This window comes from Mesorhizobium sp. WSM4983 (assembly GCF_029625765.1).
Taxonomy (GTDB): domain Bacteria; phylum Pseudomonadota; class Alphaproteobacteria; order Rhizobiales; family Rhizobiaceae; genus Mesorhizobium.
Genome location: NZ_JARTVM010000001.1, coordinates 550135 through 570842 on the forward strand (window position 1 = coordinate 550135; position 20708 = coordinate 570842).

Genomic DNA, 20708 nt, shown 5'->3' on the forward strand with positions numbered 1-20708 from the left:
TCAGCCATCTGCGTCGCCGCGCCTCCTGCCGATCTGCCAATAGTGCCACGGCATGAACCAGACATAGCGCGCCCCGAGAGTCTCCGGCACGCGGTCGATGCCATGCGTTCCGAACGGCCCGCAGCGCGAGACCCGGAACAGCGCCAGCCAGCCCCCGGTCCACAATCCATGGCGGGCGATTGCCTCATGCGCGTATTCGGAACAGGTCGGCAGATGCCGGCAGCTATTGCCGACGAAGCCGGAAAGCGTCAACTGGTAGAGGCGCACGAGCGACGTGCCGAGGACGCGGCCCGGCGTCTTGCGCCAGGGTCCCTGCCAGTTTCGCCCATGCCGGACCGGCCGGACACCATGGATATGTCCTGGATGGTCTCCCATCCGCACTTCTCCGCAGCCAGCTTCCTTGTGCGTTAGATGTGGGTTTCGAGCCGGGAACGCAACGACCTTTTATCGGTCATCGCCGGGAAGGCCGGACGGGACGCCGGTCGGTCCACTCGACATGGCGCCGGGATACCAAGCGAGTTCGCCATAACAGGCAAGCAGCCAGGAGATCGCCCTCAAGCCGCCTCGCTGGCGCGCTTCTTCTCGATCTGGCCGATCGCGTCGACCACTGCATCGAAGGTCAGCATGGTCGAGGCGTGACGTGCCTTGTAGTCGCGCACCGGCTCCAGATATTTCAGATCGGCGAACCGGCCTTCCGGCGGCGCGCCGTTTTCCTTGAGCATCTTCAGCATGGTTTCGCGCACCGCGCGCAGCTCGTCGGCATTCGCGCCGATGACATGCTGGGCCATGATCGAGGAGGATGCCTGACCAAGCGCGCAGGCCTTCACGTCATGAGCGAAATCGGTCACCACGTCGCCATTCATTTTGAGGTCGACGGTAACGGTCGAGCCGCACAGTTTGGAATGCGCTCTGGCGGTCGCATCGGGGTGGTCGAGCCGGCCGATCTTGGCGATGTTTCCGGCGAAGCTCAGGATTTTCGCATTGTAGACGTCGTCGATCATTTTTTTCCAATCCGTCGCCGCCAAGCGAACAGGCTTTGCCGCTGTTGCGTCTTCCTTTCGCTGTGCACGACCATATATAATGATGGCAGCCGGGCATCGACAAGGCAAACTCAAGCCATTGTCATTGCTCATCTGTTCACGCCGCTTACGGGCTGGAAACCGGGCGAGTTTCACCCGAAAGGTCGTGGTCCGTTCAACTCGTCCCACCTCTGAGTGGGACTACGGGAGACGCCTTTATGGATGCCGTCATCAAGAAACTCATGCCCCCTTCCTCCTATATGGAGAAGCCTGTCACCGATCGCCCAAGCGAGGCCGAGGTCGAAGCCGCCGTGCGCACGCTTTTGCGCTGGACCGGCGACAACCCTGATCGCGAGGGCCTTGTCGACACGCCGAAGCGCGTCACCAAGGCTTTTCGCGAGATGTTCAACGGCTATGACATGTGCCCGGCCGAGGAGCTTGGCCGCACTTTCGAGGAAGTGGCCGGCTATGACGATCTCGTCATCGTCAGGGACATCAAGTTCCACTCCCATTGCGAGCACCACATGGTGCCGATCATCGGCAAGGCGCATGTCGGCTACCTGCCGGACGGCAAGGTCGTGGGTCTGTCCAAGATCGCGCGCGTCGTCGACATCTTCGCCCATCGCCTGCAGACGCAGGAAGCAATGACGGCGCAAATCGCAGGCGTCATCCAGGACGTGCTCAACCCGCGCGGCGTCGCCGTCATGATCGAGGCCGAGCATATGTGCATGGCCATGCGCGGCATCCGCAAGCAGGACTCGACCACGCTCACCTCTACCTTCACCGGCGTCTTCAAGGACACGCCCGAAGAACAGGTGCGTTTCGTCACCATGGTGCGTGCCTGATCGCCGGCTGCTGCCGGCCTTCAGACCATGGTCCCGAAAAGTGGGACCCGGTTTTCGGATAAGATCATGGTCCAACAAAAAGACGAACCGGCAATGTCGGCACTGCAATTTCCCAAAGCCCCGGCAGACAAGAAGGCGCTGGAGGAAGGCACCGTCCTTTCTCCGCGCTTCGATGCTGCCGGCCTCGTGACCGTCGTCGTCACCGACGCCGGCGACGGCATGCTTTTGATGGTCGCGCATATGAATGCCGAGGCGCTGGCGCTGACGCTCGAAACCGGCATCGCCCACTATTGGTCGCGTTCCCGCAACGCGCTGTGGAAAAAGGGCGAGACCTCGGGCAACGTCCAATGCGTCGTCGAGATGCGCACGGATTGTGACCAGGACGCGATATGGTTGCGCGTCAAAGTATTGGGCCAGGACGCAACTTGTCACACCGGTAGGCGTTCCTGCTTTTATCGGACGGTGGGGCTCAGCGACGGCAAGGCGGTGCTTGCCGACGATGGCAGCAAGCCGCTGTTCGATGCGCAAGAAACGTATCGGAAGCCAGTGTGAACCATTCGATATTCACAAACCACTCATATTCACTATTCTCAAACATCCTTGTGATAGAAGGGACACGGGACAAGGGAGATCATGATGCTCGAATGGGCGTCATTGCGCAGCAGACCTGACGTTCAGGAGGCCAACGGCCTTGCATCGTCCGGCGGCGTGCTCGATCCGAAATCGGCGAAGAAGATGGGCATCTCGCTGGCGCTCGGCGGCGGCTGTGCGCGTGGCTGGGCCCATATCGGCGTGCTGCGCGCGCTGGACGAAGCGGGCATCGAAGTTTCGATGATCGCAGGCACGTCGATCGGCGCGCTGGTCGGCGGCTGCTATCTTGCCGGCAAATTGGACGAACTGGAAGAGTTCGCCAGAAGCCTGACCAAGCGGCGCCTCTTCGGACTGCTCGATCTCAATCTGCGCGGCAGCGGCCTGTTCGGCGGCATGAAGCTCGATGCGCGGCTGCGCGAACATGTCGACGGTATCCGTTTTGAGGAACTGTCGAAGCCCTTCGTCGCCGTCGCTTCCGAAATCCGCACCGGCCACGAAATCTGGCTGTCGAAAGGTTCGCTCATCACCGCCATGCGCGCGTCCTACGCGTTGCCCGGCGTCTTCGAGCCCGTGAACTGCAACGGGCGCGTGCTGGTCGACGGCGCGCTGGTCAATCCGGTGCCGGTCTCGGTCTGCCGTGCTTACGAGCAGCCGCTGGTCGTTGCCGTCAACCTCCACTACGATCTGTTTGGGCGTGCCGCGGTGATCAAGCACAGCGCGGGCGAACTCGTCATCGAGAACGACGCGCCGCGTCCCGGTCAGGTCAATCCCCAGCACCCGCCGCACCAGACCCGCCTCGGCATCACCGGCGTCATGGTCGAGGCCTTCAACATCATCCAGGACCGGATTTCGCGCGCCAGGCTCGCCGGCGATCCGCCCGACATGTCGCTGCAGCCGAAGCTCAGCCATATCGGACTGACCGAGTTCCACCGCGCCGACGAGGCGATCCGCATCGGCTATCAGGCGACCATGTCCCAGATCAGCGAATTGCGGCGGCTGCAGACGGTGCTCGCCTGATCCGAAGCGTCAGTCAAGCAATCGCGGCATCTGTGATGCGGAATTGCACTGAGCGGTTGCCGTTCCAATAATTGCCCGACAGCGAACCGGCTATGTGCACGGTCTTGCCCCTGTTCTTGAACAGGAATTCGCCGAGCGCGGTGTCGACGGCGCGGAACGCGATCGCCTGGAGGTTGCCGCCGCTTTGCGACTGCAGGTCGGCGCGGATGTGGTTGGTGCCGATCGGCCGCGCATCGATAAGTCTGTGGCGCGGCAGCACAAACACCGGCGCGATGTGACCGGCGCCGAACGGGCCGGCTTTCTCCAGCTCGTCGAGAAGCGCCAGCGTCGCGCCCTCGGCGGCTAAGGCGCCGTCAATCGCCAGGCTTTCCTCGCTCTGCAGCCGGAACACATCCGCCGCAGCGCGCTCCTCGAAGAAAGCCCGAAGCGCGCCGAGCTTGGAACGTTCCACGGTGATGCCTGCCGCCATGCCGTGACCGCCGCCCTTGGCGATCAGGCCGGCCTGCGCCGCCTCGCGCACCAGCCGGCCGAGATCGAAACCGGAGACCGAGCGCCCCGAGCCGGTGCCGATCCCATTGGCATTGAAGGCGATGGCGAAAGCGGGACGGCGCGCATGTTCCTTGAGCCGCGAGGCCAGCAGCCCGACGATGCCGGGATGCCAGCTGTTGCTGGCGGTCACGACGATGCCAGGGCCGGTGCCGCCGGCAAGCTCCGCGTCGGCCTCGGCGCGCGCCTGCGCCAACATCTCCAGTTCCATCTGCTGCCGTTCCTGGTTCAGCCGGTCGAGCGTCTCGGCAATGCTTGCGGCTTCAACGGGATCCTCGGTGGCAAGCAGCCTGCTGCCGAGCGCGGCATCGCCGATGCGCCCGCCGGCATTGATGCGCGGCCCGATCAGATAGGCGAGATGGAAGGTATTTATCGGCTCGCCGATGCGCGAGACCCGCGCAAGCGCCGCCAGCCCCTCATTCTTCTGCTGGCGCGCCACCTGCAGGCCCTTGACTACGAAAGCGCGGTTGACGCCGGTGAGCGGCACCACGTCGCAAACGGTCGCCAGCGCGGCGAGGTCGAGCAGCGAAAGCAGATCGACCGGCGCGACGTTTGGTAACCGTTCGCGAAGCACCTTCGCCGTCTGCACCAGGCACAGGAAGACCACACCGGCGGCGCAGAGATGCCCCTGCCCCGAAAGGTCGTCCTCCCGGTTCGGATTGACCACCGCATCCGCCGCCGGCAGCGGTCCGCCGACCTGGTGATGGTCGAGCACCACGACATCCGCGCCGGCTTCTTTCGCTGCCTCGATCGACACGGCGCTGTTGGTGCCGCAGTCGACGGTGACGATCAGCTTCGCGCCGCGCGAGATCAGCTCGCGCATAGCTTCCGGATTCGGGCCGTAGCCTTCGAAGATGCGGTCGGGGATATAGATCTCGGAAGGCACCGAAAAATGCGCCAGAAAGCGCTTCAGCAGCGCCGACGACGCGGCGCCGTCGACATCGTAGTCGCCGAAGATCGCCACCCTCTCGCCGGCCACGACCGCATCCGCGATGCGCGCCGCCGCCTTCTCCATGTCGGTCAGCGAGGCCGGGTTCGGCAAAAGCTCGCGAATCGTCGGATCGAGGAAGCGCTCGGTCTGCTCGACCGTCACGCCGCGCCCAGCCAGCACCCTTGCGACGATGTCCGGCACGCCATGACCCTGCGCGATGGCCAAAGCGGCCATGTCCTGCCGCTCGGTCAGCCGGTGCTCCCAGGAAACACCGGTCGCCGACTGCCTGACATCGAGGAAGAAGCGTCTCTCGCCCATCATGAGACGCGCCGTCTGCACACCATCCTTCGGCAGATATCAAGATGCGACAGCCCTAGCAATTCCGGGAAAGCGAACCACCCCGGAAAACTGTGGAAGGGCGCTCCGACCGTAATTGCGCGAAAGTGTCTACAAGGACGAAATCAGAACTTTTCCAGATCCTGGTGGCGCGCCTTGATCTCGCGCACTGTGCGCGAGGACGAGCGCAGCACGATGGTGTGAGTGGTGATGAAGGTGCGCCCGAACTTCACCCCGCCGAGCAGATTGCCGTCGGTGACGCCGGTCGCCGCGAACAGCACGTCGCCGCGCGCCATGTCCTGCGCGCGATAGACCCGCTTCGGATCCGAAATGCCCATCTTTTCGGCCCGTGCAATCTTCTCCGGTGTGTCGAGGATCAGCCGGCCCTGCATCTGTCCGCCCGTGCAGCGAAGCGCCGCCGCGGCCAGCACCCCTTCCGGCGCGCCGCCGGTGCCGAGATAGATGTCGATGCCGGTCTCTTCCGAATCGGTGGTGTGGATGACGCCGGCGACGTCGCCGTCGCCGATCAGCCGGATGGCGGCGCCCGTGGCCCGCACCGCGTCGATCAGCTTGGCATGGCGCGGCCGGTCGAGGATGCAGGCGGTGATGTCGGGCACCGCCACGCCCTTGGCCTTGGCGAGATTGGCGATGTTCTCGGCCGGCGGCGCGTCGATGTCGATCAGGCTGTCCGGGTATCCCGGCCCGATGGCGATCTTGTCCATGTAGACGTCGGGCGCGAACAGCAGGCTGCCCTTTTCCGCGATGGCGATGACGGCAAGCGCGTTGGGAAGGTTCTTGGCACAGATCGTCGTGCCTTCGAGCGGATCGAGCGCGATGTCGACCGCCGGGCCTTTGCCGGTGCCGACCTCTTCGCCGATATAGAGCATCGGCGCCTCGTCGCGCTCGCCCTCGCCGATGACCACGGTACCCTTGATGGCCAACCGGTTGAGTTCCTGGCGCATCGCATCGACCGCGACCTGGTCGGCCGCCTTCTCATCGCCGCGACCGCGCAGCCTGGCAGCGGCGACCGCGGCCCTTTCGGTCACACGCACCACTTCCATGGTTAGGATACGATCGAGGCCGGCTGCGATGTTTTGGGCCATGTTCATGGATGGGCATTCCTCGTTGAAACTGCGCTTTGCCTCCCGCCAGAAGCGCGCTTCTTCTGGCAAAGCTCCATGACAACGGCAAGACTTGCCATTTCAATTTTTGAAATGGCAGCAATATCAATCGATTAAAGGTGAAGTATCACTCGAACTATTCCGCCCGCTCGATACGGATCACCTGCGGCTTGTCGGTGAGATGGCCGTCCTTGGTGACGCCTTCGACCGCCTTGCGCACCGCCGCTTCCGTTGTCTCGTGGGTGACGAGGATGACGGTCTTCTGCGCTTCGGTAGCCGGCCCGGCGGCCTGCTGGACGATCGATTCCAGTGAAATATCGTTGTCGGCCATGCGCTTGGCGATCGCCGCGAAGACGCCGATGCGGTCGTGCACGGTCAGCCGGATGAAATAGCCGCCGGCATGGCTGCGCATCTGCGCTTTCCTGTAGGGCTTCAATTCCTTCGCCGGCCAGCCGAAGACCGGCCCGTGCTGGAAGCCCGGCCGGCTCTTGGCGATATCGGCAATGTCGCCGACCACCGCCGAGGCGGTGGCATTGCCGCCGGCGCCGGGGCCGGAGAGCAAAAGCTCGCCCAGGATGTCGGTCTCGATCGCCACGGCATTGGTGACGCCATGCACCTGCGCGATGACCGAGGCCGTCGGCACCATGGTCGGATGCACGCGCTGCTCGATGCCGCTGTCGGTGCGCTGCGCGACGCCGAGCAGCTTGATGCGATAGCCGAGCTCGGCTGCGGCGCGAATGTCGGCCTGGGTGATGTTGGAGATGCCCTCCATGTAAATGTCGTTGGCGGCGATCTTCGTGCCGAACGCAAGGCTGGTCAGGATCGACAGCTTGTGCGCCGTGTCATGGCCTTCGATGTCGAAGGTCGGGTCCGCTTCGGCATAGCCGAGGCGCTGCGCGTCCTTGAGGCAGGCATCGAAAGAGATGCCTTCGGCCTCCATGCGGGTCAGAATGTAGTTGCAGGTGCCGTTGAGGATACCGAAGACGCGGGTGACCTGGTTGCCGGCCATCGCCTCGCGCATCGTCTTGATGACCGGGATGCCGCCGGCCACCGCAGCCTCGTAGTTGAGCAGCACGCCCTTCTTCTCGGCGATCTCGGCGAGTTGCACGCCGTGCTTGGCCAACAGCGCCTTGTTGGCCGTCACGACATGGCGGCCGGCCTCGAGCGCCGCCTTCACCGATGCACGCGCTGGCCCTTCGTCGCCGCCGATCAGCTCGACGAAGACATCAATGTCGGCCTTCTCGGCCATCTTCGCGGCATCGTCGAACCATTTGGTGTCGCCCAGATCGACACCGCGGTCCCGCTTCGGATCGCGCGCCGAAACCGCTGTGACGACAATGTCGCGACCGCACTGGCGGGTGAGCTCGGCGGCCTTGTCGTTGAGCACGCGCGCCACCGAGGCGCCCACCGTGCCAAGGCCGGCAATTCCAACACGCAACGCTTCAGCCATGTCCGGCGACGCCCCTCAAAGATTGGTCGGTGTGATGTGCGGTGAATTCAGCGGCGCGCGGTGAGCGGCACAACATTGTTGGGCTGCTTGGCGGTCGAGGCCAGGAAGCGCTTGATGTTGCGCGCCGCCTGGCGGATCCGGTGCTCGTTCTCGACCAGCGCCACACGAACGAAATCGTCGCCGTGCTCACCGAAGCCGATGCCCGGCGCCACCGCCACGTCGGCGTGCTCGATGAGCAGCTTGGAGAATTCGAGCGAGCCGAGCTGGCGGAACTGTTCCGGGATCGGCGCCCAGGCGAACATCGAGGCCGCCGGCGCCGGAATGGTCCAGCCGGCACGGCCGAAGGAATCGACCATCACATCGCGCCGCTTGTGATAGACCTCGCGCACCTCGGCGATGTCGGCACCGTCGCCGTTGAGCGCATGCGCCGCCGCCACCTGGATCGGCGTGAAGGCGCCGTAGTCGAGATAGGATTTGACGCGCGTCAGCGCCGCGATCAGCCGCTCGTTGCCGACCGCGAAGCCCATGCGCCAGCCGGGCATGGAAAAAGTCTTCGACATCGAGGTGAACTCGACGCAGACATCCATCGCCCCTGGAACCTGGAGCACCGAAGGCGGCGGATTGCCGTCGAAATAGATCTCGGAATAGGCAAGGTCCGACAGGATGATGATGTCGTTCTTCTTCGCGAAGGCGACCACGTCCTTGTAGAAATCGAGCGAGGCGACAAGCGCCGTCGGGTTCGACGGATAGTTGAGGATCAGCGCCAGCGGCCTCGGAATCGAGTGGCGGATGCCGCGCTCGACCGCCGGGATGAAGCCGTCATCCGGTTCCACCTGCAGCGACCGGATGACGCCGCCCGACATGATGAAGCCGAAGGCGTGGATCGGATAGGTCGGATTGGGGCACAGGATGACGTCGCCGGGCGCGGTGATCGCCTGCGCCATGTTGGCAAAGCCCTCCTTCGAGCCGAGCGTCGCCACCACTTGCGTGTCGGGATTGAGCTTCACGCCGAAGCGGCGGGCATAGTAGTTCGCCTGGGCCCGGCGCAGGCCCGGAATGCCGCGCGAGGACGAATAGCGATGCGTGCGCGGATCGCGCACCACTTCGCATAATTTGTCGACGATGGCCTTCGGCGTCGGCAGGTCCGGATTGCCCATGCCAAGGTCGATGATGTCGGCACCGCGCGAGCGGGCGCTGGCCTTCAGCCGATTCACCTGCTCGAACACGTAAGGCGGAAGCCGGCGGACCTTGTGAAATTCTTCCATTGGAGTTCCAGACGATCAAAGGGGGCGCTTTTCGGCGCGCGATATAGACCTAATTGCAGTTAGGGTCGAGGGCAGGATCGCATTTGCCTTCGATCTGCTTCAGCGCGTCGTCGCCATGCGTCCTGGCGAGCGTGTTCAGCGCCGCCGTATTGGCGGCTGGCTTCGCGCGGCCGCCCTTGGCGAGCTGCGCCTGCTGCTCGGCCTTGAGCTGGGCAAGCTTGGCGGCAGTCTCTTCCTTCGTCAGCTGCTTGGCGGCTACCGGCGGCGGAATGTTGAGGTTCGGATAGGAGCCGGTGTCCTTCGGCCCCTCGGTCACCGCGGTCGGCCTCGCATTGTTGGTGTTGCTGCTGGTCTCGCAGCCGCCCGCAAGCAACGGCGTGCATAGCACCGCGGCTGCGGCGGCGATGCGGCAAATCGAACCGGCGCCGAGAAAATAAGTCCCGCCAACATTAATCGTCATATTGTTTTCCTGGCAGCCGGGTTAGAGCGTGTTGGACCCGGTCAGATGTCCCATGGTAATATGTCAAGAAAACGCTCCGGGAGGAACCCCGCGAACCATGTCCAAAGCGCCCGATTCGGACAAAGCGGAAAATGGCGGACCTTCGACCGTCGAGCAATATCTGGTGAAAGATCCCGAACGCTTCGCGTTGAACATGGCGCGCATGATCGAGCAGGCCGGCAAGGCGGCCTCCGCCTGGGCCGAGCCGCGCGAAAAGGGTGAGGTGCGCGACCACGTCGCCGAACCCGTGGTCGACATGGTCAAGACCTTCTCCAAGCTCTCGGAGTACTGGCTGGCCGACCCGCAGCGCGCGCTTGAAGCGCAGACGCGGCTGTTCGCCGGCTACATGACGGTCTGGGCGAACGCCATCCAGAAGGTCAGCCCCAGCCCCAACGCCGAAGCCCCCGAGGACGCGGTCAAGCCCGAGCGCGGCGACAAGCGCTTCCAGGATCCGGAATGGGGCCGCAATGCCTTCTTCGACTTCCTGAAACAGGCCTATCTCGTGACCTCGCGCTGGGCCTCCGATCTCGTCGATCATGCCGAGGGCCTGGACGAGCACACCCGCCACAAGGCGAGCTTCTACGTCAAGCAAGTGTCCAACGCCATCGCGCCGTCGAATTTCATTCTGACCAATCCCGAGCTGTTCCGCGAGACCGTCGCCTCCAACGGAGAGAATTTGGTGCGCGGCATGAAAATGCTGGCCGAGGACATCGCCGCCGGCAGGGGCGACCTGAAGCTGCGCCAGGCGGACTACGCGCCGTTCGAGATCGGCAAGAACATCGCCACGACACCCGGCAAGGTCATCGGCCGCAGCGATGTCGCCGAGATCATCCAATACGATCCGACGACGGAGACGGTGCTGAAGCGCCCCCTGCTCATTTGCCCGCCGTGGATCAATAAATACTATATCCTCGACCTCAACCCGCAGAAATCCTTCATCCGCTGGGCCATCGAGCAGGGCCACACGGTCTTCGTCATCTCCTGGATCAACCCGGACGAGCGCCACGGCGCCAAAGGCTGGGAGGCCTATATCCGCGAGGGCCTGCAATATGGCCTCGACATGGTCGAGAAGGCGACCGGCGAGAAGGAGGTCAACGCCATCGGCTATTGCGTCGGCGGCACTCTATTGGCCGCGGCGCTCGCGCTGCTGGCGCAGGAAGGCGACCACCGCATCAGGTCGGCGACCTTCTTCACCACTCAGGTCGACTTCACCTATGCCGGCGATCTCAAGGTCTTCGTCGACGAGGACCAGGTTGCCGCGGTGGAGCGCTCGATGAGCGAAAAGGGCTATCTCGACGGCACCAAGATGGCGACCGCCTTCAACATGCTGCGCTCGGGCGACCTGATCTGGCCCTATGTCATCAACAACTATATGCGCGGCAAGGATCCCCTGCCCTTCGACCTGCTCTACTGGAATGCCGATTCGACCCGCATGGCGGCGGCCAACCATTCCTTCTATCTGCGCAATTGCTATCTCGAGAACAATCTCTCCCGCGGCACGATGGAGCTTGCCGGTCACACCGTCTCGCTGGCCGACATCACGATCCCTGTCTACAACCTCGCCACGAAGGAAGACCACATCGCGCCGGCGCTTTCGGTGTTCCTCGGCTCGCGCTATTTCGGTGGCGACGTCGAATATGTCATGGCAGGCTCCGGCCACATCGCCGGCGTCGTCAATCCGCCGGCGGCGCACAAGTACCAGTACTGGACCGGCGGCAAGCCGGTGGGGGATTTCAGCACCTGGTTCGCCGGCGCGCACGAGCATGCCGGCTCATGGTGGACGCACTGGCAGCACTGGATCGAAAGCCAGGACAACATCCATGTGCCCGCCCGCAAACCGGGCAAGCGTATGAAAACCTTGGGGGACGCGCCGGGCACCTATGTCAAGGTGCGTGTGTAACCGGCTGTAATGTCTGGTGAGTTGACGGGCCGCCCAAACAGGGCGAAATGGTGATGTTAATCGTTTTCGTAGCCTCAGCTCGCCTGCAGACAAACAATAAATCCGAGGCTTTGCAGATCGATACAGATCCCGTTTCCGGTTCGGGAACAGGAGGTCGCCGCCAGAGGCACTGGAGTGCTGCGGCGACGAAGTACGGACCGGATGCCGAGGGGGAATTTTATTTTGAAATCAGCAGGTTGGCGCCTCGCACGAAGGGAAAGCCGCAGCATCGTGGCAGCGCTTTTATCCGTGCTTCTGGCCTCCTGCACCTCGACCGGCGACCCGACGATGTCGGTCGTCACGCCCGCCTACAATTCAACCGCCACAGAGATGAGCGCGGCTTCCAGCGCCCAGTCCGAGGCGTCGGCCGATTCGACCTCGCAGGCGGCGTCGACCTCCCCGGCATCCCCAGAGGCGGCATCGACCGTGATGGGCGAAGACGACAAACCGTTGCCGGAAAAAGTTGCCTATGTGCCGGAAACCCGGCCCGGAGCAGCCTTCCCCGCGGTAGCGGTTCCTGCTGACGCCGGCTCGATCGCCGGCAACACGCCGCAACCGCTGGTACAGCCGCCGCAGACGGCAGAGGAGACGAAAGCGGCCGCCACCAAGGTCGCTGCCGGCGATGCCGCCGCGGTCGCATCGCAAGCGCAGGCGACCGTGCAGGCGATGAGCAAAGGCGTCTACGCGACAGCGGGCGAGCCCCAGCAGCAGCCGATCGCCGCGCCGAAGAAGGGGCTGTTTGCTTCTCTGTTCAGCACCACGCCGGCCTCGGCCGCGCCTGCCCCGCTGATCAACACGCGCTCCAGCGACCAGCCCGCCGCCCAGGCCAAGACCACGTCGCCGGCGACAAAGCCGATCGTCACCCTCGCCTCCGCGACCCCGGGCGACAAGCCGGTGCAACTGGCTTCCCTCGGTGACGACAGCAGCAACCACATCACCGGCGCCGATGCCTTGCCCGGCGTGCGCCAGACGGCGCTGTTCGAGATCAAGCGCAAGTCCGGCATCGACGACGAGAGCGACGTCGATCTCAACGAGGACGAAGGCGGCGGCTCCTACCAGGTGGCGTCGGCCGCCGGCATGGCAAGGCTCGCGCCCAACGGGCTCTTGAGACAGAACGAAAGTGTCGACGTCGCCTGCCTGAAGCCTTCGCTGGTGCGCGTGCTGAAGACGATCGAGGGTCATTTCGGCCGCAAGATGATCGTCACCTCCGGCTATCGGGACCCTGCCCGCAACCGCCGCGCCAACGGCGCCAAGAACTCGCTGCACATGTATTGCGCTGCCGCCGACATCCAGGTGCCCGGCGTCTCCAAGTGGGAGCTGGCGAGCTATGTGCGTTCGATGCCCGGCCGCGGCGGCGTCGGGACCTACTGCCACACCGAATCCGTCCATGTCGACGTCGGCCCCGAGCGCGACTGGAACTGGCGCTGCCGCCGGCGCGGCGGCGGTGGCGACAACTGAGCGGCTTACCTGCCTTCAATCGAATTGTTTTCCGGTTGCCAAACATGCGTTTTGCAGGCTCGCGAAAAAAGTTGTCGCATGTGGCGGCAGATGGGTTGCCGGTTGCGAGCAACGCAATTATAAGCCGCTTCGTCTGAGCGCGCCCATCGTCTAGCGGTTAGGACACCGCCCTTTCACGGCGGTAACAGGGGTTCGATTCCCCTTGGGCGTACCAGCAGATGTCAGCGACTTAGCACCCTCTCCCGGCAAATCATCCAATAACGTCAAATAGCGACTGCGTATTTCGGCCAACGGTGACCGCGAAATAGGCCCGCTCTGCGAATCCGTAGCGGCTCGTGTCATCCGGTGGCGCTTTTCATAACGTGAACGCCTTCCAGCGCTCCTCGAGTCAGACATTATGGCTCAAGCAGTGCGAAACCATATAGCGCCCACAACTGCTCACATTCTCTCGCCCTGAGGCTCGGTGTTCCTGCTTTTCCGTAAAACACCATCGCTCCGCGAACTCCGTATCCAAGCACGGATGCATTCGCAACGAACTGGATAGCTTCCCCCAGGCGCATGGTGCCGATCTTGGCATCAGTCTTGTTGGCGAGGTCGACGACTCCAAGGATCTCAGCGTCAGTGTTCCTGGCTTCGAGAACAGCATCCGAAGTCGCACTGGTGACGCAAAAAGGCATCGTATTAGCCTCTGCTAATAATAACAGCGAACTAACGCGTCTTGTTCCCGAGGATCGACAGGCCCGGCCACCGAGGTCGCCGGGAATTGCCTCGTATTTTAGCAACATCTGAAACAAAGGGATTTCGCGAGCGTTTAAAGCTCCACAAAGGAGCTTCGACGATGGACCCGGCTACGGCAGCGGTGATGGTTTTGCTTTTGTGCAGCCCAGGCGAGGCTTCGATCTGCAAACCGCTTAATACGGCGCCTCGGGTTTTCGCCTCCCTCAACGAATGCCGTGCCTCATTGGCAGATGAACTCGCCGGCGCTCCTAGCGGAAGAATGGTCGGCCGATGCCAGGTGGTCGATCCGACCATCACGGGCTCTTTGCCAGCCGGCTATACGACAGTTACGATTACGCGCGGCGAGAGCGTTGTCAGGTATATTGTTCCGCACAAGGAATAGCCGGGCCACCTAAGCAGCCGAGCCTGGTCCGAAGAGTATCGATCAGCAGCCCGTCTATTTCCGCCGCCAAACATTCTCCTCCCGAGCCAAGACGAAGCAGTGGAGTGGTCGATATCAATCCGGTAGGGATCGCCGTGCAGGGTTTCTATCGGGTGGGCTAGGAATCGCGCAGCAAGATCGACTTGGGCCAGCTTCGCCTTGACCTCTGCGGCTCGGTCGGCGATGGCATCGGCACGCTGCGGATTTGTCCTTCCTGCCCAACAGGCGGCTTGAGCCGCCTCTACGCTGAAATTTCGTCAGATACCGTCCCAAGTGTTGGAAGAAAGATACTTGGTGGTCGGCATAACTGCCCAGCCAAAATCCATTTGCATTTCGCGTGGCGGGCCGTTCAGCATCCGCGTCGTTTTTTGGGCATCATGCGCATATTTCAGGGCCGCTCCCATGCGGTTGAGCGTTTTTAAGATCGGCATGGCTCATCATCCTTCCATGTGCCGAAGCCGTCCCGCGAACGATCTTCGGCTGCTTTCGATCGGTACTAGATGGTCGATGATTGTTTCCGACGCGTCGCACGCAAGCTCACCGGCTGTAACCAAACAGTTGCCCCTGAAACGCTCGCACACAACCAAGCTGGTCAGAAGGTTTTGAGGTGATCGGAGTTGTCCGAGGCATCCCACGCACAGGGAGCGTGTGCCGTTGCCTCCTCGAAACAAAGCCGAAATTGCACACCATCAGATCGAAACATGATCGCTGCAAAAACGGCCTCGACCGGCACTGCCGGAAATGAGAGCAAAGGGAAACTCAAATGACCAACATCATTCGTAATGCAATTCTGGCTACTGTCGCGGTTTTCAGCTTGGCCGGTGCGGCTTATGCTCAGCAGCAGATTATCACTTCTTGCAGCAATCACGATGGCTACTGGAACCAGTGCCTGGGTGCCGCAAACAACGGCCACCAGAGCGGCGGCCGCGGACACGATCGCCACTGATTGACGATCGGGTTCCAACAAATGCCTCGCTGGCAAGTTGCCGGCGTGGCTTTGTGCGTTCTGGCAATTTTTTTGACACAGCACGTCGCGGCCCAATCGCCCCCAGTGTCCTGAGTTGCACGACAGCGCATGCAGCCGACCAGCCGCAGGCGGTTGAGACGGCACGATCGACAGCACGACGCCCGAAGTCATCGAGGCGTCACGACTGGTCCCGCAGATGACATCCAAGACGCAGTGATACAAAACCGAACCTCTGCCTGACGCCTCGGAACAAATCTCCGTGACCCATAGCTGAAAGCAATCGTGCACTATATTATAACATGGTCGAGGCGATGCGATGTCGAACGTCTACGATCTTGGAACCGATCTGGTGCGTCGTATCTATGAAAAACGCATAGATGCACCGGCGATTCTTGATGCCTCCACGCATTTTCCCAACGCGACGAAGTTCGCAGCCGTCTGGCAGAGTATTCGCGATGAAGCGCTGTCGGTGCAGTTGAACCGGGTTCCGCGTTTTCACGACATCATGCCGGAACAGGCCGAGATTTCGGCCAATGACGGCCTCGATTGGCGCATGTTCGTGCTCAAGGCCTACGACATGACGATCCCGGAAAACCTTGGGAAGATGCCTACCCTCAGCCAGTTGCTGTCGGAATGCCCCGAGGTCAAATCGGCGGCTGTTTCATTCCTGGCGCCGCGCAAGCACATCCCGCCCCACCGCGGCCCCTTTCGCGGCATCATGAGGTTTCATCTCGGCCTTGTCATTCCGAAACTGGCGGACGGCCGCCCGGCAACGATCATGATGATCAACCATCAGGAAAAGCGGATCGCCGACGGCGAATGCCTGCTGTGGGACGACACTTTCGAGCACGAGGTCATGAACAGCGCCGATCAGGCGCGTATCGCCTTGTTGCTTGATGTGTGGCGCCCGGATATGCCGCTGGACATGGAGATCCTGTCCAGGTTGATCGTTCGCGGCGTGCAGGTGGGAATGCACTACAGAGGGGTATCTTTCGCCGGTTAAAGCGTCACGCTCTCGCTTCGCGAAACCCTCTTGCGCTGCCGCCGCGCTTCAGCGGCAACATCATGTCCCTTGCGAGCAAACCGCTGACGCGGCAGAAGGCCATGAAGGCCCGGCACGCTTCCTCGGCGCTTGCCACATCGACTGTCGCGCCGAAGCAGGCGTTAAACGCGGCGTCATAAACCTTGCCCTGCCGGCGCTTCGGCCAGTTCTGCAGGAAATCGAGCGCCTGCTCGACGCTGTAGATTTCCTCGACCGGCAGGCCGGGCGCGGGCGTGATGCGCACCGGCACCTCGAATTGCAGTCTGTCCATTCCCTGTCTCCCGAACTGGCGAAGTCGGAGCAACGCCGTTCGTTCTGAAAAGTTCTTTGACCGGTTTTTGACGCAGGAATGTGACCTCAGTGCGGTGCGGGCCCGGCGACTGCCGCGGCAGATCGGCGCCCTGGCCACATCGTTCGACCGGGCGATGCAACCGGCATCGCCCTGTCGAGGTCGCGTCTACTGGTTCGCCGGCTCCCTCTCCGCCTCGTAGGCCATGCGCGAGACCGCCACCAGCAGATAGGCGGACGGCACGGCGAAGATGACGCCGAGCACGAGGGCCTGCGCCTTGCCGGCGATCCTCAGCCAGGCAAGCGTTTCGCCCTGCCGCATCGCGCTGATGCCGGCGCCGCCCGGGGCAGACGCTGTCGAGGCGGAGACCTCGGCCTGGCGAAGCTCACCAGCGCAAGCGCAAGCAGCGCCATCAGGGCCGAGCACGCGGTCCTGCTTGGCAGCAGCGTCGATCTTGCGCGTTCCGGTGCCGTCAACGGGCGTAAATCTCCTGAATCCTGACCCGGCTACCGCAAGGATGGTGCAAGGAAAGCTTCGCGACACCCAGATGCGCCCGCCCAGCGAATATTCCCTCGGCAAACCGGTTGCAGGCACTTCGTCCTTGAACCTTGCGGCTTCCAGTGCCAAATCTGGAGAAAATTTCCGCACCGGCTCGCGTCAGGAGCCAACCCGCGAACGGACAAGAATGGTTACCTATCTCGACGCCGCAACGGCCCCCTTGAGAAACACCGGCCAGATCCGCCTCTATGGCGAGGAAGGGTTTGCGGGCATGCGCAAGGCCTGCGATCTCACCGCGCGCTGTCTCGACGAGCTTGTGTCGATGGTGAAGCCCGGCGTCACCACCGAGACCATCGACCGTTTCGTCTTCGAGTTCGGCATGGATCACGGCGCATTGCCGGCCACGCTCAACTATCGCGGCTACACCAAATCGTCCTGCACTTCGATCAATCACGTGGTCTGCCACGGCATTCCCGACAACAAGCCGCTCAAGGACGGCGACATCGTCAACATCGACGTCACCTACATCCTCGACGGCTGGCACGGCGATTCCTCGCGCATGTATCCGGTCGGCACGATCAAGCGCGCCGCCGAGCGCCTGCTCGAGGTGACTTACGAATGCCTGATGCGCGGCATCGCCGCAATCAGGCCGGGCGCTCGCACCGGCGCGATCGGTGCCGCTATCCAAACCTATGCCGAGGCCGAGCGCTGCTCGGTGGTGCGCGACTTCTGTGGCCACGGCGTCGGCCAGCTTTTCCATGACGCGCCGAACATCCTGCATTACGGCACCGCCGGCGAAGGCGTCGAGATGCGGCCCGGCATGATCTTCACCGTCGAACCTATGATCAATCTCGGCCGCCCGCATGTGAAGGTGCTCTCTGACGGCTGGACGGCGGTGACGCGCGACCGTTCACTGTCGGCACAGTACGAGCATACGATCGGCGTCACCGATAGCGGCTGCGAGATCTTCACGCTGTCGCCAAAGAAGCTCGACCGCCCCGGCTTGCCGGATTAGTCTGCCGCAGGCACGGCATCGGCACGGTCTAATGTCCATAACAATTGGCGAGGCGCGCCTAGGCTGGAAGCCCGGCAGTATCACCAAGCCCGGCTCCGGCTAGAAGTGCGGACCTGAGGCACATGGCTGCCGGCAACAAGGGTTTGTCGAGCCGTCGGGCAAGATAGACCCAGCTCTTCGTTGTCCCATTTTCACCAAGCGCAGCGGCTGAAAGCTGCACGAGCCGCTCTTCGACAAGATCCTGCGCGATCAACCAAAGTGGAAGCCGCCCCCAACCGATGCCTGCTCTGATCAACGCCAGTTTCGCCTCTTGGCTACCCACCCGCCACTTGCGCTGGGAGAGCACGCCATAGTCGCGGCCATGGGAGCGAGGAGAAGCGTCCATCAGCACGATCTGGATGTGATCGGCCAGCTCTGGCGTACTCACCCGGCCTTTCTTCGCTATCAAGGCCAGAGCGTGCCCAGCACCGACGACCGCCGCCATCGACAGCGGCGCGAGGGAATCGAATTCCAGGCGCGGATCGCGCAGGTCTTCGCCCACCGTTATCGCGAGGTCGACCGTGCCCTGCAGGAGGCAATCGATCGGTTCCCCAAGGGTACCTATCTGCAACCGGACGCCAACCGTCGGATAGGTGGCGTGGAGGGCTTCAAGAGCCCTGCCGACGGCCGGCAATGGAACAAGCGTGTCCACCATCAGCGCAAGCTCGATTTCAATGCCGCTGCCCATACCCTGCGCCTTCGCGCGCAGCAGATCGGCGCGTAGAACCAGCGAGCGACAGTCGTCCAGCAGGGCCCGTCCGTCCGAGGTCAAGGTCGGCCGACGAGTCGACCGGTCGAACAGGACCGTCTTGAGTTCGGTCTCCAGATTGGCAATCGCGTGGCTTACCGCCGACTGGGCGCGACCGAGCCGCATGGAGGCCAGGCGAAAGCTACCCGCGTCCGCCACGGCCAGGAACATCCGCATCTGATCGAGAGTGAGCGCGTCGAGCATGATCGATCAATTAGATCAGAAAACGCCAACTTTTAGCAATCCCATCGATCGCCCCGGTGTGTCATCGGTTTCCTGACCTGAGACAGGAGAGCGAAGTGACTGAACGGCTCAAGCTCGCAGCGCTGATCGGCAGCACGCGGGAACGACGCTATGGAGACAAGGTCGGAAACTGGTTTGCCCAAGAGGCGCAGAGACTGGACGATTTCGAGCTTTCCCTCATCGATGTTGCAGACATTGATCTGCCCAGCCGGCACTTGGCGGAGCCGACACCGGCGATGAAGGCATTCACGAGTAAGCTCGCCAAGGCAGACGCCTTCGTTGTCGTCACCCCCGAATACAATCACAGCATGCCCGGTCATCTTAAGCACGCTATCGACCAGGCTACTGAAGAGTGGCACGCCAAGCCGGTCGGCTTCGTTTCATACGGTGGCGTTTCCGGCGGGTTGAGGGCCGTCGAACATCTTCGGCAGGTATTTGCCGAGCTCCACGCCGTCACCGTCCGGGACGCAGTAAGCTTTCACGGGGTGTGGGAGCATTTTGCTGATGGTGCGGGCCCGCTCGATCCGAAGCGCAGCTCCGGCGCTGTCAAAACCATGCTCCACCAACTCAAGTGGTGGGCTCTTGCGCTGAAGGAGGCGCGTTCGCGCGCCCCCTATACCGTAGGCTAACACATGGATTCGCAACGCATCATTGCAGGCGCCCTCATGACCATAGCCATGACGCTGGTCGGATCCGGCGTGGTGGCCTCGAAAATCATTGCCGGCGGCATGCACCCTTTCCTCGCCGTTCCCCTGCGTTTCCTGATTTCGACGCCGATCCTCTGGGGACTCGTCTTCCTGACAAGCACGCCGCGGTCGCGGCTCTTGGCAAAGGAATATATGATTGTGATGATTCAGGCGGCCGCGGGCAGCGCCGGCTATAGCATTCTAATGATCCTCGCCTTGACCTTGACGACGAGTGCCAATGCCAGCGTCATCCACGGCCTTTTGCCTGTATTGGCTGCCCTCGTTGCAACGCTGGCCTTGAAGGAGAGGCTTGGCGCCAAGCTATGGATCGCCATCGGCGCTGTCACGGCAGGCGCACTTCTTGTCAATGTCGCCTCTGCCAAGGGCTTTGGCCTCGATCTGAAGCTGCTGGCGGGTAACCTGCTGGTGGTCCTCGCTGTTTCCGGCGAAGCACTGTTTGCTATCCTGAACAAGAGAATCAGCAAGCCGCTGGCGCCGCTCTATCTCGCGGCGCTGATGAGCAGCATTTCACTGGTGCTGACCTTGCCGCTCGCCGCTGCCCTTGTCGCGTTTAGCACCGTTGCAGCAGCACCTGCCGCCCTATTGGCGACAGTCTATATCAGCATTTTTCCCACCGTGATCGGCTTCTGGCTCTGGTATTCAGGAGCCGCGCGCGCCAGCGGCGGAGAGGCTGGCGTGTTCATGGCAGTGCTGCCGGTCGCGGCACTCGCGCTCTCGTTTCTTCTTCTCGGTGAGACCATCACGCCGATCCACATTCTCGGAACCGCCCTTGTCGTCCTCGGCATCGCTGTTTCGGTCAGCGGGGCAAGAACAGTGAAGAAGCAGGCTGCCGAGGGTGCTCATGTTTAACGCTCGCCAATAGGCGATGCAGCCCTCATCGTCACGGCGTCTTGATATGTCCCAGCAACGCTCCCGGCTACTTTCTTGAAATGATCGAGAACCGTTTCGCGTTTCACAATCATGCTCTACTCTCCGGCAAAGGTC

Annotated in this window: 22 protein-coding genes and 1 tRNA gene; 10 read left to right on the forward strand and 13 right to left on the reverse strand. The window is 62.6% G+C overall.

Annotated features, from left to right (window positions below):
- Positions 1–375, reverse strand: coding sequence for a membrane protein insertion efficiency factor YidD (gene yidD, locus P9254_RS02830; RefSeq protein ID WP_278053819.1), 375 nt, complete (start codon positions 373–375; stop codon positions 1–3).
- Between the two features lie 179 nt (positions 376–554).
- Positions 555–1001 carry an iron-sulfur cluster assembly scaffold protein gene (locus P9254_RS02835; protein WP_127324128.1) on the reverse strand — a complete coding sequence of 149 codons (447 nt, stop codon included), beginning with the start codon at positions 999–1001 and terminating at the stop codon, positions 555–557.
- A 236-nt stretch (positions 1002–1237) separates the two neighbouring features.
- Here P9254_RS02835 and folE point away from each other — a divergent pair, with 236 nt between their 5' ends.
- The 3 genes from folE (at position 1238) to P9254_RS02850 (ending at position 3472) form a co-directional block, all read left to right on the forward strand.
- The gene (gene folE / locus P9254_RS02840) at positions 1238–1864 is read left to right on the forward strand and encodes a GTP cyclohydrolase I FolE (protein WP_067328045.1); all 627 of its coding nucleotides are present in this window, start codon (positions 1238–1240) and stop codon (positions 1862–1864) included.
- Between the two features lie 93 nt (positions 1865–1957).
- Entirely contained in the window at positions 1958–2416 is a 459-nt protein-coding gene (gene hisI / locus P9254_RS02845; RefSeq protein WP_127324134.1) for a phosphoribosyl-AMP cyclohydrolase, read from the forward strand.
- A gap of 84 nt (positions 2417–2500) precedes the next feature.
- A complete protein-coding gene (locus tag P9254_RS02850; RefSeq protein WP_067000906.1) occupies positions 2501–3472 on the forward strand; it encodes a patatin family protein in 972 nt (323 codons plus the stop codon).
- 13 nt (positions 3473–3485) lie between these two features.
- Here the strand turns inward: P9254_RS02850 and recJ are convergent, their stop codons facing one another.
- The 5 genes from recJ to P9254_RS02875 form a co-directional block, all read right to left on the reverse strand.
- Complete coding sequence (gene recJ, locus P9254_RS02855) at positions 3486–5270, reverse strand: single-stranded-DNA-specific exonuclease RecJ (RefSeq protein ID WP_278053816.1); 1785 nt, start codon at positions 5268–5270, stop codon at positions 3486–3488.
- 140 nt (positions 5271–5410) lie between these two features.
- Positions 5411–6394, reverse strand: a complete 984-nt coding sequence (glpX, locus tag P9254_RS02860; protein ID WP_095826122.1) for a class II fructose-bisphosphatase — start codon at positions 6392–6394, stop codon at positions 5411–5413.
- A gap of 148 nt (positions 6395–6542) precedes the next feature.
- Positions 6543–7856, reverse strand: coding sequence for a homoserine dehydrogenase (locus P9254_RS02865; RefSeq protein WP_095802163.1), 1314 nt, complete (start codon positions 7854–7856; stop codon positions 6543–6545).
- A gap of 47 nt (positions 7857–7903) precedes the next feature.
- Entirely contained in the window at positions 7904–9121 is a 1218-nt protein-coding gene (locus tag P9254_RS02870) for an LL-diaminopimelate aminotransferase (RefSeq protein ID WP_067000132.1), read from the reverse strand.
- Positions 9122–9170: 49 nt separating this feature from the next.
- Positions 9171–9581, reverse strand: coding sequence for a hypothetical protein (locus P9254_RS02875; RefSeq protein ID WP_067328042.1), 411 nt, complete (start codon positions 9579–9581; stop codon positions 9171–9173).
- A gap of 97 nt (positions 9582–9678) precedes the next feature.
- Between P9254_RS02875 and phaC the strand changes: the two genes are divergently transcribed.
- The 3 genes from phaC (at position 9679) to P9254_RS02890 (ending at position 13231) form a co-directional block, all read left to right on the forward strand.
- Positions 9679–11520, forward strand: coding sequence for a class I poly(R)-hydroxyalkanoic acid synthase (phaC, locus tag P9254_RS02880; RefSeq protein WP_278053813.1), 1842 nt, complete (start codon positions 9679–9681; stop codon positions 11518–11520).
- A 270-nt stretch (positions 11521–11790) separates the two neighbouring features.
- The gene (locus P9254_RS02885; protein ID WP_278053811.1) at positions 11791–13017 is read left to right on the forward strand and encodes a YcbK family protein; all 1227 of its coding nucleotides are present in this window, start codon (positions 11791–11793) and stop codon (positions 13015–13017) included.
- Between the two features lie 139 nt (positions 13018–13156).
- Positions 13157–13231: transfer RNA gene (locus P9254_RS02890), tRNA-Glu, on the forward strand.
- A 181-nt stretch (positions 13232–13412) separates the two neighbouring features.
- On the opposite strand, the gene P9254_RS02895 is transcribed toward P9254_RS02890, so the two are convergent.
- The 3 genes from P9254_RS02895 to P9254_RS02905 all read right to left on the reverse strand — a co-directional run bounded on the left by P9254_RS02895 (position 13413) and on the right by P9254_RS02905 (position 15314).
- Positions 13413–13811, reverse strand: coding sequence for a hypothetical protein (locus P9254_RS02895; protein ID WP_245322496.1), 399 nt, complete (start codon positions 13809–13811; stop codon positions 13413–13415).
- 622 nt (positions 13812–14433) lie between these two features.
- Positions 14434–14607: a hypothetical protein gene (locus P9254_RS02900; protein ID WP_095802158.1), complete on the reverse strand. Its 174-nt coding sequence runs from the start codon at positions 14605–14607 to the stop codon at positions 14434–14436.
- Positions 14608–14768: 161 nt separating this feature from the next.
- The gene (locus P9254_RS02905) at positions 14769–15314 is read right to left on the reverse strand and encodes a hypothetical protein (protein WP_141247123.1); all 546 of its coding nucleotides are present in this window, start codon (positions 15312–15314) and stop codon (positions 14769–14771) included.
- Between the two features lie 145 nt (positions 15315–15459).
- Between P9254_RS02905 and P9254_RS02910 the strand changes: the two genes are divergently transcribed.
- Positions 15460–16146, forward strand: coding sequence for an aspartyl/asparaginyl beta-hydroxylase domain-containing protein (locus P9254_RS02910; RefSeq protein ID WP_278053810.1), 687 nt, complete (start codon positions 15460–15462; stop codon positions 16144–16146).
- Positions 16147–16150: 4 nt separating this feature from the next.
- Here the strand turns inward: P9254_RS02910 and P9254_RS02915 are convergent, their stop codons facing one another.
- The gene (locus tag P9254_RS02915) at positions 16151–16456 is read right to left on the reverse strand and encodes a DUF982 domain-containing protein (RefSeq protein ID WP_095779214.1); all 306 of its coding nucleotides are present in this window, start codon (positions 16454–16456) and stop codon (positions 16151–16153) included.
- 186 nt (positions 16457–16642) lie between these two features.
- Positions 16643–17101, reverse strand: coding sequence for a hypothetical protein (locus tag P9254_RS02920; protein WP_278053808.1), 459 nt, complete (start codon positions 17099–17101; stop codon positions 16643–16645).
- A gap of 58 nt (positions 17102–17159) precedes the next feature.
- On the opposite strand from P9254_RS02920, the gene map reads away from it, so the two are divergent.
- The gene (gene map, locus P9254_RS02925) at positions 17160–17987 is read left to right on the forward strand and encodes a type I methionyl aminopeptidase (RefSeq protein WP_067000098.1); all 828 of its coding nucleotides are present in this window, start codon (positions 17160–17162) and stop codon (positions 17985–17987) included.
- Between the two features lie 58 nt (positions 17988–18045).
- On the opposite strand, the gene P9254_RS02930 is transcribed toward map, so the two are convergent.
- Positions 18046–18978: a LysR family transcriptional regulator gene (locus P9254_RS02930; RefSeq protein ID WP_278053806.1), complete on the reverse strand. Its 933-nt coding sequence runs from the start codon at positions 18976–18978 to the stop codon at positions 18046–18048.
- 95 nt (positions 18979–19073) lie between these two features.
- On the opposite strand from P9254_RS02930, the gene P9254_RS02935 reads away from it, so the two are divergent.
- Both P9254_RS02935 and P9254_RS02940 read left to right on the forward strand, forming a co-directional pair.
- On the forward strand, positions 19074–19646 hold the full coding sequence (locus P9254_RS02935) for an NADPH-dependent FMN reductase (protein WP_128203027.1): 573 nt from the start codon (positions 19074–19076) through the stop codon (positions 19644–19646).
- Between the two features lie 3 nt (positions 19647–19649).
- The gene (locus P9254_RS02940; RefSeq protein ID WP_278053804.1) at positions 19650–20573 is read left to right on the forward strand and encodes a DMT family transporter; all 924 of its coding nucleotides are present in this window, start codon (positions 19650–19652) and stop codon (positions 20571–20573) included.
- Positions 20574–20708: the final 135 nt, after the last annotated feature.